The sequence below is a fragment of the Protofrankia sp. Cas8 genome (assembly GCF_963555845.1).
Taxonomy (GTDB): Bacteria; Actinomycetota; Actinomycetes; order Frankiales; family Frankiaceae; genus Protofrankia.
Genome location: NZ_CAUVXI010000007.1, coordinates 15,694 through 30,879, shown reverse-complemented (window position 1 = coordinate 30,879; position 15,186 = coordinate 15,694). Strand labels below are relative to the sequence as shown.

At 69.3% G+C, this 15,186-nt stretch carries 14 protein-coding genes; 13 read left to right on the top strand and 1 reads right to left on the bottom strand.

The window, feature by feature from the left end; translation table 11 throughout:
• Positions 1 to 40: 40 nt before the first annotated feature.
• Positions 41 to 604, top strand: coding sequence for an elongation factor P (gene efp, locus U9977_RS02630; protein ID WP_322747535.1), 564 nt, complete (start codon positions 41 to 43; stop codon positions 602 to 604).
• The gene (gene nusB / locus U9977_RS02625; RefSeq protein WP_322756100.1) at positions 601 to 1,008 is read left to right on the top strand and encodes a transcription antitermination factor NusB; all 408 of its coding nucleotides are present in this window, start codon (positions 601 to 603) and stop codon (positions 1,006 to 1,008) included. The genes efp and nusB overlap by 4 nt, the downstream gene beginning before the upstream one ends.
• A 303-nt stretch (positions 1,009 to 1,311) precedes the next feature.
• Here the strand turns inward: nusB and U9977_RS02620 are convergent, their stop codons facing one another.
• Positions 1,312 to 1,812: a transcriptional regulator gene (locus tag U9977_RS02620; protein ID WP_322747533.1), complete on the bottom strand. Its 501-nt coding sequence runs from the start codon at positions 1,810 to 1,812 to the stop codon at positions 1,312 to 1,314.
• Positions 1,813 to 2,124: 312 nt separating this feature from the next.
• Here U9977_RS02620 and pyrR point away from each other — a divergent pair, with 312 nt between their 5' ends.
• From pyrR to coaBC, 11 genes are all read left to right on the top strand, one after another.
• On the top strand, positions 2,125 to 2,724 hold the full coding sequence (gene pyrR / locus U9977_RS02615; protein WP_322747532.1) for a bifunctional pyr operon transcriptional regulator/uracil phosphoribosyltransferase PyrR: 600 nt from the start codon (positions 2,125 to 2,127) through the stop codon (positions 2,722 to 2,724).
• The gene (locus tag U9977_RS02610; RefSeq protein WP_322747531.1) at positions 2,724 to 3,644 is read left to right on the top strand and encodes an aspartate carbamoyltransferase catalytic subunit; all 921 of its coding nucleotides are present in this window, start codon (positions 2,724 to 2,726) and stop codon (positions 3,642 to 3,644) included. Before pyrR ends, U9977_RS02610 begins: the two co-directional genes overlap by 1 nt.
• Positions 3,645 to 3,705: 61 nt before the next feature.
• The gene (locus tag U9977_RS02605) at positions 3,706 to 5,085 is read left to right on the top strand and encodes a dihydroorotase (protein ID WP_322747530.1); all 1,380 of its coding nucleotides are present in this window, start codon (positions 3,706 to 3,708) and stop codon (positions 5,083 to 5,085) included.
• Entirely contained in the window at positions 5,082 to 6,104 is a 1,023-nt protein-coding gene (locus tag U9977_RS02600) for a hypothetical protein (protein ID WP_322747529.1), read from the top strand. Before U9977_RS02605 ends, U9977_RS02600 begins: the two co-directional genes overlap by 4 nt.
• A gap of 248 nt (positions 6,105 to 6,352) precedes the next feature.
• Positions 6,353 to 7,444 carry a glutamine-hydrolyzing carbamoyl-phosphate synthase small subunit gene (carA, locus tag U9977_RS02595; RefSeq protein WP_322747568.1) on the top strand — a complete coding sequence of 364 codons (1,092 nt, stop codon included), beginning with the start codon at positions 6,353 to 6,355 and terminating at the stop codon, positions 7,442 to 7,444.
• 79 nt (positions 7,445 to 7,523) lie between these two features.
• Positions 7,524 to 11,021, top strand: a complete 3,498-nt coding sequence (carB, locus tag U9977_RS02590) for a carbamoyl-phosphate synthase large subunit (RefSeq protein ID WP_322747528.1) — start codon at positions 7,524 to 7,526, stop codon at positions 11,019 to 11,021.
• Positions 11,022 to 11,073: 52 nt separating this feature from the next.
• On the top strand, positions 11,074 to 11,826 hold the full coding sequence (gene pyrF, locus U9977_RS02585; protein ID WP_322747527.1) for an orotidine-5'-phosphate decarboxylase: 753 nt from the start codon (positions 11,074 to 11,076) through the stop codon (positions 11,824 to 11,826).
• A 261-nt stretch (positions 11,827 to 12,087) separates the two neighbouring features.
• A complete protein-coding gene (gene mihF, locus U9977_RS02580) occupies positions 12,088 to 12,405 on the top strand; it encodes an integration host factor, actinobacterial type (protein ID WP_322747526.1) in 318 nt (105 codons plus the stop codon).
• 287 nt (positions 12,406 to 12,692) lie between these two features.
• Positions 12,693 to 13,238: a guanylate kinase gene (gene gmk / locus U9977_RS02575; protein WP_322747525.1), complete on the top strand. Its 546-nt coding sequence runs from the start codon at positions 12,693 to 12,695 to the stop codon at positions 13,236 to 13,238.
• Positions 13,239 to 13,535: 297 nt separating this feature from the next.
• Positions 13,536 to 13,820 (top strand): DNA-directed RNA polymerase subunit omega, encoded by a 285-nt coding sequence (rpoZ, locus tag U9977_RS02570; RefSeq protein ID WP_322747524.1) that lies wholly within the window; start codon positions 13,536 to 13,538, stop codon positions 13,818 to 13,820.
• Positions 13,821 to 13,871: 51 nt separating this feature from the next.
• Positions 13,872 to 15,158 carry a bifunctional phosphopantothenoylcysteine decarboxylase/phosphopantothenate--cysteine ligase CoaBC gene (gene coaBC, locus U9977_RS02565; protein ID WP_322747523.1) on the top strand — a complete coding sequence of 429 codons (1,287 nt, stop codon included), beginning with the start codon at positions 13,872 to 13,874 and terminating at the stop codon, positions 15,156 to 15,158.
• The last annotated feature ends 28 nt before the right edge of the window (positions 15,159 to 15,186 follow it).

Sequence of the window (15,186 nt, the reverse complement as noted above, 5' to 3'; positions counted from 1 at the left end):
AACGGACCAACCTGGCGGTCCGGCTGGAGAGTTGCGCGCAGTGGCGACCACGAATGACCTGAAGAACGGCATGACACTCGACCTCGACGGCACCTTGTGGAGCGTCATCGGGTTCCAGCACGTCAAGCCCGGGAAGGGCGGGGCGTTCGTCCGCACGACGCTGAAGAACGTCCTGACCGGCAAGGTTGTCGACCGTACGTTCAACGCCGGCGTGAAGGTCGAGGTAGCCACCGTCGACCGGCGCGAGATGAGCTTCCTCTACCGCGACGGCGCGGACTTCGTCTTCATGGACAGCGAGTCGTTCGACCAGCTGCCCGTTCCGCCGGCCGTCGTCGGCGACGCCGCGAACTACATGCTGGAGAACACCACGGCGACCGTGGCGCTGCACGATGGTGCGCCGCTGTACGTGGAGCTGCCGGCGAGCGTCGAACTGATCATCTCGGAGACTGAGCCGGGGGTGCAGGGCGACCGCTCCACCGGTGGTAACAAGCCGGCGACGCTGGAGACCGGCGCCACCGTCCAGGTACCCTTGTTCATCACCGCCGGGGAGAAGGTCAAGGTCGACACCAGGGACGGTCGCTACCTCGGCAGGGTGACCAGCTGAGCGCGCGGTCGAAGGCTCGCAAGCGCGCCCTCGACATCCTCTATGAGGCCGACATGCGCGGGAACAGCCTCACCGACACGCTCGCCGAGCGGCTCGCGCAGGCCGACCCGCCGGTGTCGGAATACACCGTCAGCCTGGTCGAAGGCGTTGTCGAGCATCTCATCGACATCGACGAGATGCTGTCCGACCATGCGCAGGAGTGGACGCTTGAGCGGATGCCGCCGGTGGACCGCAACATCCTGCGGATCGGCGCGCTGGAACTGCTCTGGCGCGAGGACATCCCCGACGGGGTGGCCATCGACGAAGCTGTGGAACTCGCCAAGCTGATGTCGACCGAACGCTCGCCGGCCTTCGTCAACGGCCTGCTGGCGCGACTGCTTGACCTCAAGAGCGCCCGAGGATAGCCGGACAGTCCTGTCCTCGGGCGCTCTGAGCTGGGGCGAACGTTCCTTTTGTCATCAAAAGGATCAGTTCTGAGGTTGGTCCGCCGGGCACCCCCGATACCCGCCGGGCCGGGCCGGTACCCCTTGGCGCCTCCGGGCGCGCGAAAACCATGATCGCGCGCCCTTTGGCAGGGCCTGGCTCCGCAGAGCGCCTCCGGGCGCGCGCAAAAACTATGATCGCGCGCCCTTTGGCGGGGCCGGCTCCGCAGAGCGCCTCCGGGCGCGCGCGAAAACCATGATCGCGCGCCCTTTGGCGGGTGCGGGTTAGGCGGACTCGCTGATGCTTGCTTCCTGGCCCTGCTCGGGGCTCAGAACTCCCCACGACACGAGCTGCTCGGTCAGTTTGCTCGGTGAGGTGTCGTAGATGACGGCGAGGGAGCGCAGGTCCTCGTAGCGGATCGAGAGCACGCGGCCGTTGTAGTCGCCGCGCTGGCTCTGAATGGTCGCTGCGTACCGGGCGAGGGGGCCGCCCTGCTCCTTGGGTACCTGGGAAAGACGCTCCAGGTCGAGGACGATGCGCGGCGACTGCTCGAGGGGAGCCACGGTTGAACCTTCGGGGAGGAGTTCTCCCACCGGGACACCGTAGAACTCGGCGAGTTCTGACAGGCGCTGCACCGTAACGGCGCGGTCTCCGCGTTCGTAGGAGCCCACGACGACAGCCTTCCACCGCCCGTGCGACTTCTCCTCGACGCCATGAAGCGAGAGCCCCTGCTGGGTGCGTATTGCGCGCAGCCGAGTACCGAGCGCCTTCGCATAGTCGGACATCGGAGTGCCCACTCCCGTCGTGGTCGATCAGTTGGAACCGGGGCTCTTGCCTCCGGTGGTTACCCATAGTAGTCCCGGGTCGGTTGTGCCTCGACACCAGGGGGGTCGTGTTGACACTTTCTTTGTACCACTTTCTGTAGCACTTCGATCGCACTAGGCGCTACGGCTGTGGGAACTTCCCCACTTGGAGCTGTTCATACGCGTCGGGTTCCAAGTATGTAACGTGCAGTGACAATCTGAGGTGCCTGATACCGTCATCCGGACCGCTCCTTTAAGGACCGTCCAGTGAGGCGGGGAAGGAGGGACATCGCCATGGCCGCAGCTGCCACGGGTGGGTCCTCATCCGGTCCGGAGGCATCGGGCCATGGCGCCGCCCGTTCGATCCTCTCCGGTGCGGACATCGGCCGGATACTCACCCGGATGGCTCACCAGATCCTGGAGAAGACCTCCGGCGGAAACGGCGTCGTGCTTCTCGGGATACCCACCCGCGGGGTGCCACTTGCCCACCGGCTCGCCGCCCGGGTACGCGCGGTGGAAGGCGTCGAACTCGGGGTGGGTTCGCTCGACCCGACCATGCACCGTGACGACCTGCGGTTTCAAGCGGTCCGCCCGCTCGGGGTCACCGACCTTCCCGACGGGGGGATCGACGGCCGGACAGTGATTCTCGTCGATGACGTCCTGTACTCCGGGCGTACGGTGCGGGCGGCTCTCGACGCGCTGGCCGCATTCGGCCGGCCCAGGGTGGTACAGCTCGCGGTCCTGGTGGACCGCGGTCACCGGGAACTGCCGATCCGGGCTGACTATGTGGGCAAGAACATGCCGACATCCCGCCAGGAGGCCGTCGCGGTCCGGCTCACCGAAATCGACGGCCGTGACGCCGTCATGATTGTCTCGGACGGGCGGGCCGGGTGATGCGCCATCTCCTGTCCACCGAAGATCTTGGCCGGGACGACGCCCTGCTCGTGCTCGACACGGCCGAGTACATGGCGACCGTCGCGGACCGGTCGGTGAAGAAGCTGCCGACCCTGCGTGGTCGGACAGTGGTCAACCTGTTCTTCGAGGATTCGACCCGCACCCGGACGTCGTTCGAGGTCGCAGCCAAACGGCTTTCCGCCGATGTGATCAATTTCTCGGCCCGCGGATCGAGCGTCTCCAAGGGAGAAAGCCTCAAGGACACGGCGTTGACCCTTGAGGCGATGGGCGCCGACGCGGTGGTGTGCCGACATCCGGCCAGCGGTGCTCCGCACCGGCTCGCCGGTTGGGTACGTGGCAGCGTGCTCAATGCCGGGGACGGTACCCATGAGCATCCGACCCAGGCTCTGCTCGACGCGTTCACCATCCGCCGACGCCTCGGCCGCCTCGACGGCCTGTCCGTCACGATCGTCGGCGATATCCTGCACTCGCGGGTGGCCAGGTCCAACATGTGGCTGCTCTCGACTCTGGGAGCGGCTGTGACGGTGGTCGCCCCGCCCACCCTGGTGCCTGTCGGGGTCGAACGGTGGCCGGTCGAGGTCTCCTACGATCTGGACGCGGTGCTGCCCAAAAGTGATGTCGTCATGATGCTGCGGGTCCAGCGCGAGCGGATGACGGCGGCGTTCTTCCCCACCGAGCGGGAATACACCCGCCGGTACGGCTTGGACGCCGACCGACTGGCGGCGATGCCACCATCCGCGCTGGTGATGCATCCGGGGCCGATGGTGCGCGGCATGGAGATCGCCTCGGATGTGGCGGACTCGACCCGCTCGACAGTGGTCGAGCAGGTCGCCAACGGCGTAAGCGTGCGGATGGCCGTTCTGTATCTGCTGCTGGGCGGCACCAGGGAGGTGGCATGACCGGGTCCCCGACGGTCTCCTGCGCTGCGCTGCTTACGATGTTCGTTCTGGAGGCCGCTTCATGACGCAACGCGCCAACGTCGCCGCGTTCGATCCAGGCAACGGCAACGGCAACGGCAACGCACGCTGGCTCCTGCGCGGCGTGCGGCCGCTGGGCGCCGCCGCGGTCGACATGCTCCTGGCTGGTCCGGTGATCGTCGAGGTCGGGCCGGGCCTGAGCGCGCCCGGCGCCAACGTCCTCGACGCGGACGGCCTGATCGCCCTGCCCGGATTGGTCGACCTGCATACCCATCTGCGCGAACCGGGTCGGGAGGACGCCGAGACCGTCGCCTCGGGTACCCGGGCGGCGGCACTGGGCGGTTTCACCACCGTGTTCGCGATGGCCAACACCGAGCCGGTCGCGGACACCGCCGGGGTGGTGGAACAGGTCTGGCGGCTCGGCCAGGCCGCCGGGCACTGTGACGTCTGCCCGGTCGGCGCGGTCACCGAGGGGCTGCGCGGTGCCCGGCTCGCCGAACTGGGCGCGATGGCCTCGTCGGCGGCGGCCGTGCGGGTGTTCTCCGACGACGGCAACTGCGTGTCCGACGCGGTGCTGATGCGCCGGGCGCTGGAGTATGTCAAGGCATTTGACGGGGTGATCGCCCAGCACGCTCAGGAGCCCCGGCTGACCGAGGGCGCGCAGATGAACGAGGGCGCGGTGTCTGCGCGGCTCGGTCTGCCCGGGTGGCCGGCCGCGGCCGAGGAGGCGGTCATCGCCCGGGATGCGCTGCTGGCCGGCCATGTCGGCTCGCGGCTGCATGTCTGTCACGTCTCGACCGCGGGCTCGGTGGAGATCCTGCGTTGGGCGAAATCCAAGGGCTGGCGGGTCACGGCCGAGGTCACCCCGCACCATCTGCTGCTCACCGACGAGCTGGCCACGTCCTACGACCCGGTGTACAAGGTCAATCCACCGCTGCGGACCGCCACCGACGTCGAGGCGCTGCGGGCCGGGCTCGCCGACGGCACAATCGACTGCATCGCGACCGATCACGCCCCCCACGCCCCGCAGGACAAGGAGACGGAGTGGGCCGCCGCCCGTCCCGGGATGCTCGGTCTGGAGACCGCGCTGTCGATTGCGATCATGACCATGGTGGAAACGGGACTGCTGGACTGGGCTGGACTCGCCGACCGGATGGCGGGAACCCCGGCTCGGATCGGCGGCCTGCCCGCAGGCCACAGTCCCCGGAGCACTGACGGGTCGCGGGACATGGCCGGGGTGCTGTCCGCGGGAGCCGCGGCGAACGTCGTCCTGGTCGATCCGGCGGCCCGCTGGACGGTGGATCCCGCCGCATTTGCCAGCCGTAGTCGTAACACCCCCTACGCCGGCCGCAAGCTGCCTGGACGCGTCCAGGCCACGTTCTTGCGGGGGCGTCCCACCGTGCTCGACGGGAAGATCGTATGACCGACCATCTCACCTTCACCGCCTCGCTCGCCGCCGCCGCGGACGGTATCGCCGCGGCGGCGCCGCAACGCGGTCCCGACCGCTTGGGCCTGCACCTGCTGTTCGCCTTCGGCTGCCTGTTGCTGTTCGTGGCCGCGGTCGGCGGGATGCGCCGAACCTGGCGCCGTCGGGCCGAACGGCAGGAGGAGGACCTTCCCGACCTGCCGGCGGTTCCCGGCGAGACCGGCACCGTCCTCGCCGCGCCGCTCAAGGGCCTCTACCTGGGGACGGTGGACGCCGGGCACTGGCTTGACCGGATCACAGCCCGCGGGCTCGGTGGACGCGCGGACGCGTACGTGACCGTCTACGAGGGCGGGATTCAGGTGGACCGCACCGGCAGCGAGCCGTTCTGGATTGCGCGGGACGCCGTCCGCGGTGCCCGTTTGGAGCGGGCGCACGCCGGAAAGGTCGCGGGCGCCGGGCGCATCATCGTCCTGGCCTGGTCGTTGGGCGCCCACGAGCTGGAGACCGGCCTGCGCGGGGACGACCGAGCGCGCCAGCCCAAGGTGGTCCGGGCGGTGCACGGCCTGATCGGGCCGGCGCCGGGACCCACTGACGGTGAGATCACCAGGCCGCGGCCGATGGGCCGGGCGGTGTCGCGCCTGCGCCCGCGAGCGGCCGGCCAGGCGGTCCAGACGTCCCGCCCGACCCCGCCCGGGTCGGCGCCGGCCGGCGGCGTGCCACCGGCCCGCTCGCCCGGCGCGCTGGGTAACAGCCCGCCGGTGCTCGGCCCGGCCACCCCACCGGGTGTGCCCCGGCCGGCGGGTACCGGCCCGATACCGGTCGTCACCCGCGCGCCGCGCGCGGGTGACACTCCCGGGTCCCGGGGCGGTCCCGCCTACCCGCACAGCCCCCAGCCCGGCACCGCCGGCGCCGGCGCCGGCACGGAGAGCGCGGGATATCACAATCCCGTTCAGGTTGATCCCCTCACGTCCCCGCTGGGGGAGGTCGTCCGAAAGATGAAGAAGGACACCTGGTGAACGCAGGCGGGAGCGAGCGGAGTTCGCGTCCGAGGTACGAGGACGGGGACGCAGAGAGCGGGTCGCCGCAGCGAACCGGTGATGTGGTGAACGCAGGCGGGAGCGAGCGGGACGAAGGGTCCCAGGGGCACGAAGGGTCCCAGGGGCATGGCGGGTCGGAGCCGGACACCGGCTCCCTGAAACTGCCGTCGGAGCGCGGGTGGGACGACACCGGTCACACCGCCGCCGGTGTCCGGGCCGTGCGCCTGATGCTGGAGGATGGACGCAGCTTCGCCGGGGAGGCGTTCGGGGCGTCGGGGGAGGCGTTCGGTGAGATCGTCTTCGCTACCGGCATGACCGGGTACCAGGAAACGCTGACCGATCCGTCCTACCATCGCCAGATCGTGGTCATGACCGCGCCGCATATCGGCAACACCGGTATGAACGACGAGGACAACGAGTCATCGAAGATCCATGTGGCCGGCTTCGTGGTTCGCGACCCGAGCCCGATCGCCTCCAGCTGGCGCTCGCGCCGGACTTTGGACGACGCGTTGGTGGCCGCCGGCGTGGTGGGCATCAGCGGCGTCGACACCCGGGCACTCACCCGCCACCTGCGGGAACGCGGAGTGATGCGGTGCGGTATCGCCGATGCCGCGCAGGACGCGGACACCCTGTTGGAGTCGGTGCGCGCGAGCCCGCGCATGGTCGGTGCGGATCTGGCACCGGAGGTCAGCACGCGGGAGCCGTACGTGGTGGCGGCCGCGACCGGTGTGCCCATGTTCAGGGTGGCCGCGCTTGATCTGGGCATGAAGCGGTCGTCGCCGCTGGCGCTGTCCGCGCTCGGCTGTCAGACGCACGTCCTGCCGGCCCACGCCGGTGGCGCGGCATTGCTCAACCTCGCCCCGGACGGGGTGTTCCTGTCCAACGGCCCGGGCGATCCCTCGACCGCGGACTACGCGGTTGAGGCCGTGCGCATGGTGCTGGACGCCGGCATTCCGATCTTCGGGATCTGCTTCGGCAACCAGGTGTTGGCCCGGGCGCTGGGCTTTGACACCTACAAGCTGACCTACGGCCACCGCGGTGTGAACCAGCCGGTCGCCGACACCGCGACCGGCCGGATCGCGGTGACCAGCCACAACCACGGTTTTGCCGTCCGGGCACCGCGTGACCGCGTCACCCGGACGCCCTACGGGCCGGTCGAGGTCAGCCATGTCGCGCTCAATGACGGCGTGGTGGAGGGTCTTGCATGTCTGGATGTACCCGCCTTCAGCGTCCAGTTTCATCCTGAGGCGGCTCCCGGCCCCCACGACGCGCACGATCTGTTCGAACGGTTCCGCGATCTCATGGCGGCATTCCGGTGAACGCGGGTGAGCGGCACGGCGGGCCGGGTACACCCGCGCAGGCGTACGCGCAGGGATTGCGACGGGAGGTCATGCGCTGATGCCGCGGCGAGAAGATCTGAGCAGTGTCCTGGTCATCGGATCAGGGCCGATCGTCATCGGTCAGGCCTGCGAGTTCGACTACTCCGGCACCCAGGCCTGCCGGGTGCTGCGCGCCGAAGGCCTGCGGGTGGTGCTGGTCAACAGCAATCCGGCCACGATCATGACCGACCCGGATCTGGCCGACGCCACCTACGTCGAACCGATCACACTCGACATGGTCACCAAAATCATCGACCGGGAGCGGCCCGATGCGCTGCTCGCGACGATGGGTGGCCAGACCGCGCTGAACACCGCGGTCGCGCTGCACGACTCCGGTGTCCTGGACCGGTACGGCATCCGCCTGATCGGTGCGAACATCGACGCGATCCGTGCCGGTGAGGACCGTCAGGCGTTCAAGGACATCGTCGCGTCGGTCGGTGGTGAGACCGCCCGCAGCGCCATCTGCACGACCCCGCAGCAGTGCCTCGACGCCGCCGAGGAATTCCAGTACCCGGTCGTGGTGCGGCCGAGCTTCACTCTCGGCGGCGCCGGCAGCGGTATCGCGCATGACGCCGGTGAACTGCGCCGGATGGCCGAGGACGGCATAGCCGCGAGCCCGTCCTCGGAGGTGCTCGTCGAGGAGTCCGTCCTCGGCTGGAAGGAGTTCGAGCTCGAGCTGATGCGTGACTGCGCCGACAACGTGGTCGTGGTCTGCTCGATCGAGAACATCGACCCGATGGGCGTGCACACCGGCGACTCGGTGACGGTGGCACCGGCGATGACGTTGACCGACCGCGAGTACCAGCAGATGCGGAACATGGCCATCGCGGTGATGCGCGCGGTGGGCGTCGACGCGGGTGGCTGCAACATCCAGTTCGCGGTGGACCCGGCCACCGGGCGGCTCATCGTGATCGAGATGAATCCTCGGGTGTCCCGGTCGTCGGCCCTGGCCTCGAAGGCCACCGGATACCCGATCGCGAAGATATCGGCGAAACTCGCGCTCGGTTACACCTTGGACGAGATCCCCAACGACATCACCCGCACCACACCGGCGGCGTTCGAACCGACACTGGACTACGTGGTGGTGAAGGTGCCCCGCTTCGCCTTCGAGAAGTTCCCCGGGGCGGACCCGACGCTGACGACCACGATGAAGTCGGTCGGTGAGGCCATGGGCATGGGGCGTAGCTTCGCCGAGGCGCTGCAGAAGGCCCTGCGGTCCCTCGAGCAGCCCAGCGCGGTGTTCTCCTTCGCGGGCGGGACCGGGGATGTCGACGAGCTCCTGGAACGGGCCCGCATTCCGCATGACGGGCGGCTGCGTACGGTCCAGCAGGCACTGCGGGCCGGCGCTGACCCGGCCCGGGTCACCGAGGTCACCGGCATCGATCGCTGGTTCGTCGAGCAGATCGCCGGCATCAACGAGATCGCCGCGACCATCAGCCGCGACTCGGCGGGGATCCTGCGGGCCAAACGTGCGGGTTTCTCCGACGCGCAGCTCGCCGAGGTCCTGGGGACCAAGGAGGACGTGGTCCGCACGTTCCGGCACCGCGCCGGCATCCGGCCGGTCTACAAGACGGTCGACACCTGTGCGGCCGAGTTCGCATCCGCCACGCCCTACCACTACTCGTCCTACGATTCCGAGACTGAGATCGCCGCCGGCGACCGGCCGCGGGTGATTGTTCTGGGTAGCGGACCGAACCGGATCGGACAGGGCATCGAGTTCGACTACGCCTGCTGCCACGCGGTGATGGCGCTGTCGGCCGCCGGCTACGAGACGATCATGATCAACTGTAACCCGGAGACGGTGTCCACCGACTACGACACCGCCGACCGGCTCTATGTGGAGCCGCTCACCGTCGAGGACGTCCTGGAGGTCGTCCACGCCGAGCGCAGGGCCGGCCCACTGGTCGGGGTGATCGTTCAGCTTGGCGGTCAGACTCCGCTGGGTATCGCGGCGGCGCTCGCCGCCGCCGACGTCCCGATCGTCGGGACGCCCCCGCGCGCGATCCACATGGCCGAGGACCGCGGCCTGTTCGGGCGGGTGCTCGCCCGGGCCGGGCTGCCCTCACCGCCGCACGGGGTCGCGACGTCCTATGCCGAGGCCCGGACGGTGGCGGAGCGGATCGGCTATCCGGTCCTGGTACGGCCGTCCTACGTCCTCGGCGGGCGCGGGATGGAGATCGTTTACGACGACCAGATGCTGCGGACCTACATCGAGCGGGCGACCGAGATCTCCCCTGAGCATCCGGTGCTGGTCGACCGGTTCCTCGACGACGCCGTGGAGATCGACGTAGACGCCATCTACGACGGCACCGAGCTGTACCTCGGTGGCGTGATGGAGCACATCGAGGAGGCGGGGGTCCACTCCGGGGACTCGGCCTGCGCGCTGCCACCGATCACGCTGGGCCGCGCCGACCTGGAGCGGATCCGTGAGTCCACCCGGCTGATCGCGCAGGGGGTCGGGGTGCGGGGTCTGCTCAACGTCCAGTACGCGCTGCAGTCCGACGTCCTGTACGTCCTGGAGGCCAACCCGCGGGCATCACGCACCGTGCCGTTCGTGTCGAAGGCGACGGCGGTGCCGCTGGCAAAGGCCGCGGCCCGGGTGATGGTCGGCGCGACCATCACCCAGCTGCGCGCGGAGGGGCTGCTGCCGCCGCACGGCGACGGCGCGACGCTGCCGATGGACTCCCACATCGCCGTGAAGGAGGCGGTGCTGCCCTTCGGCCGGTTCCGGGACGCCGGCGGGCGCGGGGTGGACACCATACTCGGACCCGAGATGAAGTCCACCGGCGAGGTCATGGGCATCGACGCGGGCTTCGGCACCGCTTATGCCAAGTCGCAGGCGGCGGCGTATGCCTCGCTGCCCACCTACGGCAGGGTGTTCGTCTCGGTGGCCAACCGTGACAAACGTGCGATGATCTTTCCGATCAAGCGGCTCGCGGATCTCGGCTTCGTGATCTATGCCACCGAGGGAACCGCGGAAGTGCTGCGTCGTAACGGAGTGAAGGCGGTTGTGCTCGGAAAGCACTCGACGCCGAGCGCCAATCTGATCGACTGTGTTGAAATGATCACATCGGGTCAGATCGACCTGGTGATCAACACGCCGTGCGGGGTGGGGCCGCGACTGGACGGATACGAGATCCGGACGGCGTGTGTGGTGATCGGGGTGCCCTGCATCACCACGATCCAGGGCGCGGCCGCCTGCGTGCAGGGGATCGAGGCTCTGGTCCGCGGCGAGATCGGCGTGATGCCGTTGCAGAGCTTCCACGCGGACCTGCATGCAGCCTGGGCCGACCGGGATCGGTCCGGTGTACCCGGTGCCACCGGTGGCCCGTGGCGGACCCAGCTCGCCGACGCCCAGCCCCCCGACTCGCCGCCCCCCGACTCGCCGCCTACCGACGCCCAGCCCCCCGACGCGATCGGGGACGTCCACACCGCCCAGGACGTGCATGCCACCGGGGACGAACCGGGGTCGACCGGCCGGGTCACGCCGGCCACGACGCCTGGGCTGGCCGGCTGACGGCCTCACACGCTGACGGGGTGACGGGGTGACGGGGTGACGGGGTGACGGGGTGACGGGCTTGCCGGGGACGCGGCTGGCCGCTTGGACGTCGCGGCCGCCGGTGGCGGTCGCGCTGGACGTGCCCGACGGGCCGCAGGCGCTGCGGCTGGCCCGCGCGGTGGCGCCCCACGTCGCCGTGGTCAAGGTCGGATTGGAACTGTTCTACCGCGAGGGGCCGAGGATCGTGACGGCGCTGTGGGAGGCGATCGGGGGCGATCCTGGACCGGGCTCGGCCGAACAGGACAGGATCGGCCTCTTCCTCGACCTCAAGTTGCATGACATCCCCCACACGGTGGCCGGGGGGATGCGTTCCGTGGCCCGTCTCGGTCCCAGGTATGTGACCGTGCATGCCGCGGGGGGCGCGGCGATGGTGCGGGCAGCGGTCGATGCCGCGCCGGATGTCGAGATCGCCGCGGTCACCGTGCTGACGTCCCTGAGCGGTGCCGAGCTCGTCTCGTGCGGGTTTGGCGGGTCGCCGTCCGACGTGGTCCGCCGCCTTGCCGCGCTGGCCGTGGCCGCTGGTGCGCGGGCCGTGGTGTGCAGCCCGCGCGAAGTGTCGGCGGTGCGCGCTGAGGTTGGAAGCGATGTGACACTTATCACTCCTGGAGTCCGGCCGGCGGGCGCGAACGTCGACGATCAGGCGCGTACCGCTACGCCCGCGGCGGCCCTTCGGGCCGGTTCCGACCTTCTGGTGGTGGGGCGTCCGATCATTGCGTCGAGCGATCCGGGGGCCGCCGCGGCTCGGTTTGTGACCGGTACCTGACACCGCCACTGTGCCGCTGACCTGGTGTGACGTCACACAGGCCCCGATTGGGCCATCTCGAGGCGATCTGCCCGGTACGGTAGGTCCTCGAGCGACCGAAAGCAATCAGTAAGGCGCGGGCAACGCGATTCATCCGGACATCTGGGCACGGTCTTGTGGACAATAGTCCGAGGATGTACCCGTGCTACCGACTGGACCGAGACGCCTGTTACTCGCTAGTTTGCGCGGCGCCGCGATCACCCGAAAGAAGGAGGCGTACCCGTGCCCCTGCCGCCCCTGACGCCCGAGCAGAGGGCTGCTGCCCTCGAGAAAGCTGGGTTGGCGCGTAAGCAGCGTGCAGAACTCAAGGAACGGCTCAAGAAGGCGGAAGTCTCACTCGCGTCCGTCCTTGAGAGGGCCGACACCGATGAGGTCATTGGAAAGATGAAGGTGGCCGCTGTTCTCGAATCCCTGCCCGGCGTCGGTCGTGTCCGCGCCACGAAGATCATGGAACGACTCGCGATCAGCGACAGCCGTCGCCTACGAGGTCTTGGTGCCAAACAGCGTGCCGCACTGGTTCAGGAGTTCACGGCATCCTGATCACCACCAGTGTCCGGCAGGTGTGTGCCGCACATCCTCGGCCGTTGTGGGTTGGTGCGGCGTCCCGGTAATGGCGAGAACCTCGCGCCGTCGGGCCGCCGTACCGACTGTTTCTTTGCCTGCGCACAGGAGCTCAGGGTTCCGCCGGGCTTCGGCAGCGCGAAACGTGCCGATCGGTTCGTCTCGCGATCCTATGAGGTTCGTGAGAGTCGCATGACCTTTGGCCGACGTTCAACCGTCCGCAAGTGCCGCTCCGTCGCCGGTGGGACGGAGTCTAGGGTGTGCTGATGCGGCTCACCGTTCTGTCCGGTCCGTCGGGCGTCGGGAAAGGGACTGTCGTCGCCGAGGTGCGCCGGCGCCACCCTGAGGTCTGGGTCTCGGTCAGCTGCACCACACGCGCGCCCCGGCCGGGCGAGACCGACGGGGTGGAGTATCGCTTCGTCGATGCTGAGGAGTTCGCGTTGATGGTCAAGACCGGTGAACTTCTGGAGCATGCGATGTTCGCGGGTCACGCGTACGGGACGCCGCGTGCGCCGTTGGAGGCACGGCTGGCCGCGGGGGTACCCTGCTTGCTGGAGATCGAGCTGCAGGGTGCCCGTCAGGTGCGTTCGACCACGTCAGGCGCACGGTTCGTCTTCCTCGCCCCACCGTCCTGGGAGGAACTGGTCCGCCGGCTGGTCGACCGGGGCACGGAGCCGTCGGAAGTGATCAGGCGTCGGCTCGACCGCGCGCGCATCGAGCTCGCCGCCGAAGCGGAGTTCGACGAGGTCGTGGTCAACGACGACGTGACGACGGCGGCGGCGCGACTGGTGTCCCTGATGGCTGCCAGTTGACGGCTACACGTTGACGGGGACGAGCTGACGGGGATGAGCTGACGGCGGCGACCCGGGGGGGCTGCGCGCCGACAGGCCGGGGCCTGCTCTACGCTGAAGGGCAATATTGTTGTGAGGCAATATTGTGGTGCGTCGTGGGTTGATCGTGGGTTGATCGTGGGTTCGCGGGTTGATCGTGGGTTCGCGCTACACCGGGGCTCATGACGATCCAACCGCTCCCTGTCCGCTCCCGCCAACCCCGAGCATGCTGGCGGCTCACCACGAGCTGACAGCCCCTGTGTTTTCCGGAAGGACACCGTGTCCGGCACTGTCGCGCAGCCCGAAGGCATCACCAACCCGCCGATCGACGAGCTCCTGGAAGCCACCGACTCCAAGTACAGCTTGGTGATCTACGCGGCCAAGCGGGCCCGCCAGATCAACGCCTACTACTCGCAGCTGGGCGAGGGCCTGCTGGAGTACGTCGGACCGCTGGTGGAGACGGCCAGCGCGCAGGAGAAGCCGCTGTCGATCGCATTGCGTGAGATCAACGCCGGCCTGCTGACGCATGAGACCGTCATCGAGCCGCTGCCACCGGTCTCCTGACCGGGCATCGCCCGCTGTGGCCGGGTCCGCTGTCGTGATCGTGCTGTCGGGATGACGGGCGAACCGGTCGGATCGTGCGCGAGTCCGCGACGCCCCCGCATCGTGCTGGGCGTGGCCGGCGGGATCGCGGCCTACAAGGCGGTCGAGGTGCTTCGTCAGCTGACCGAGACCGGGCATGACGTACGGGTCGTGCCGACGGACGCGGCGTTGCGGTTCGTCGGTGAGCCGACCTGGGCCGCGTTGTCGGGCCATCCGGTGTCAACCGAGGTGTGGACCGACGCCGCGCAGGTGGCACACGTACGGCTGGGGCGCGAGGCCGACCTCGTCCTGGTCGTCCCGGCCACGGCGGACCTCCTCGCACGCGCTGCGACCGGACGCTGCGACGACCTGCTGACCGCCACCCTGCTCACGGCGCGCTGTCCGGTCGTGTTCGCGCCGGCGATGCACACCGAGATGTGGGAGCACCCGGCGACCCGGGCCAATGTGGAGACGCTGCGGGCCCGGGGCGCTGTGGTCATCGATCCGGCGGTGGGCCGGCTGACCGGTGCGGACTCCGGGGCCGGCCGACTCCCGGAACCAACGGAGATCGCGTTGGTGGCCCGGGCGGTGCTGACCCGCAACGGGCTCGCACCGGACCTGGCCGGGCGCACGGTCGTGATCAGCGCCGGTGGTACCCGCGAACATCTGGATCCGGTCCGTTTCCTCGGCAACTCCTCCAGCGGCCGGCAGGGCTACGCGCTGGCCAGGGCGGCGCTCGCCCGGGGAGCGCAGGTCGTCGTCGTGGCGGCCAACGTGGCCCTGGCGCAGGTCGCGGGAGCCCGTACCGTCCGCGTGGTGTCCACCGCACAGCTGCGGGCCGCCGTGCACGCGGAGGCGCCCGCGGCCGCCGTGGTCGTCATGGCGGCGGCGGTCGCGGACTTCCGGCCTGTCAACCGGGCGAGCCATAAGATCAAGAAATCGGACGGTGACCCCGAGCCCGTCGCCCTGGTCCGTAATCCGGACGTGCTGACCGAGCTGGTCGCCGCCCGCCGGCCCGGTCAGGTGCTCGTCGGATTTGCCGCGGAGACCGGCGCGCCAGGGGTCGACCTGCTCGACCTCGGCCGGGAGAAGCTCGCCCGCAAGGGAGCGGACCTGCTCGTCGTCAACCAGGTCGGTGACGGCCTCGGTTTCGAGGTCGAGGACAACGCCGCCGTGGTGCTCGGCTCGGACGGCACCGAGACGGTGATCGAACGGACCAGCAAGGATCTTCTTGCGCACCGCGTGCTCGACTTGGTGGTCAGCCGGCTCCCGCCACTCGATGGCACCGTTATCGCTGTTGCCGACGGTGTCGGTCGGTAGACTGCGCCGGAATCGACTGGATCTCCCA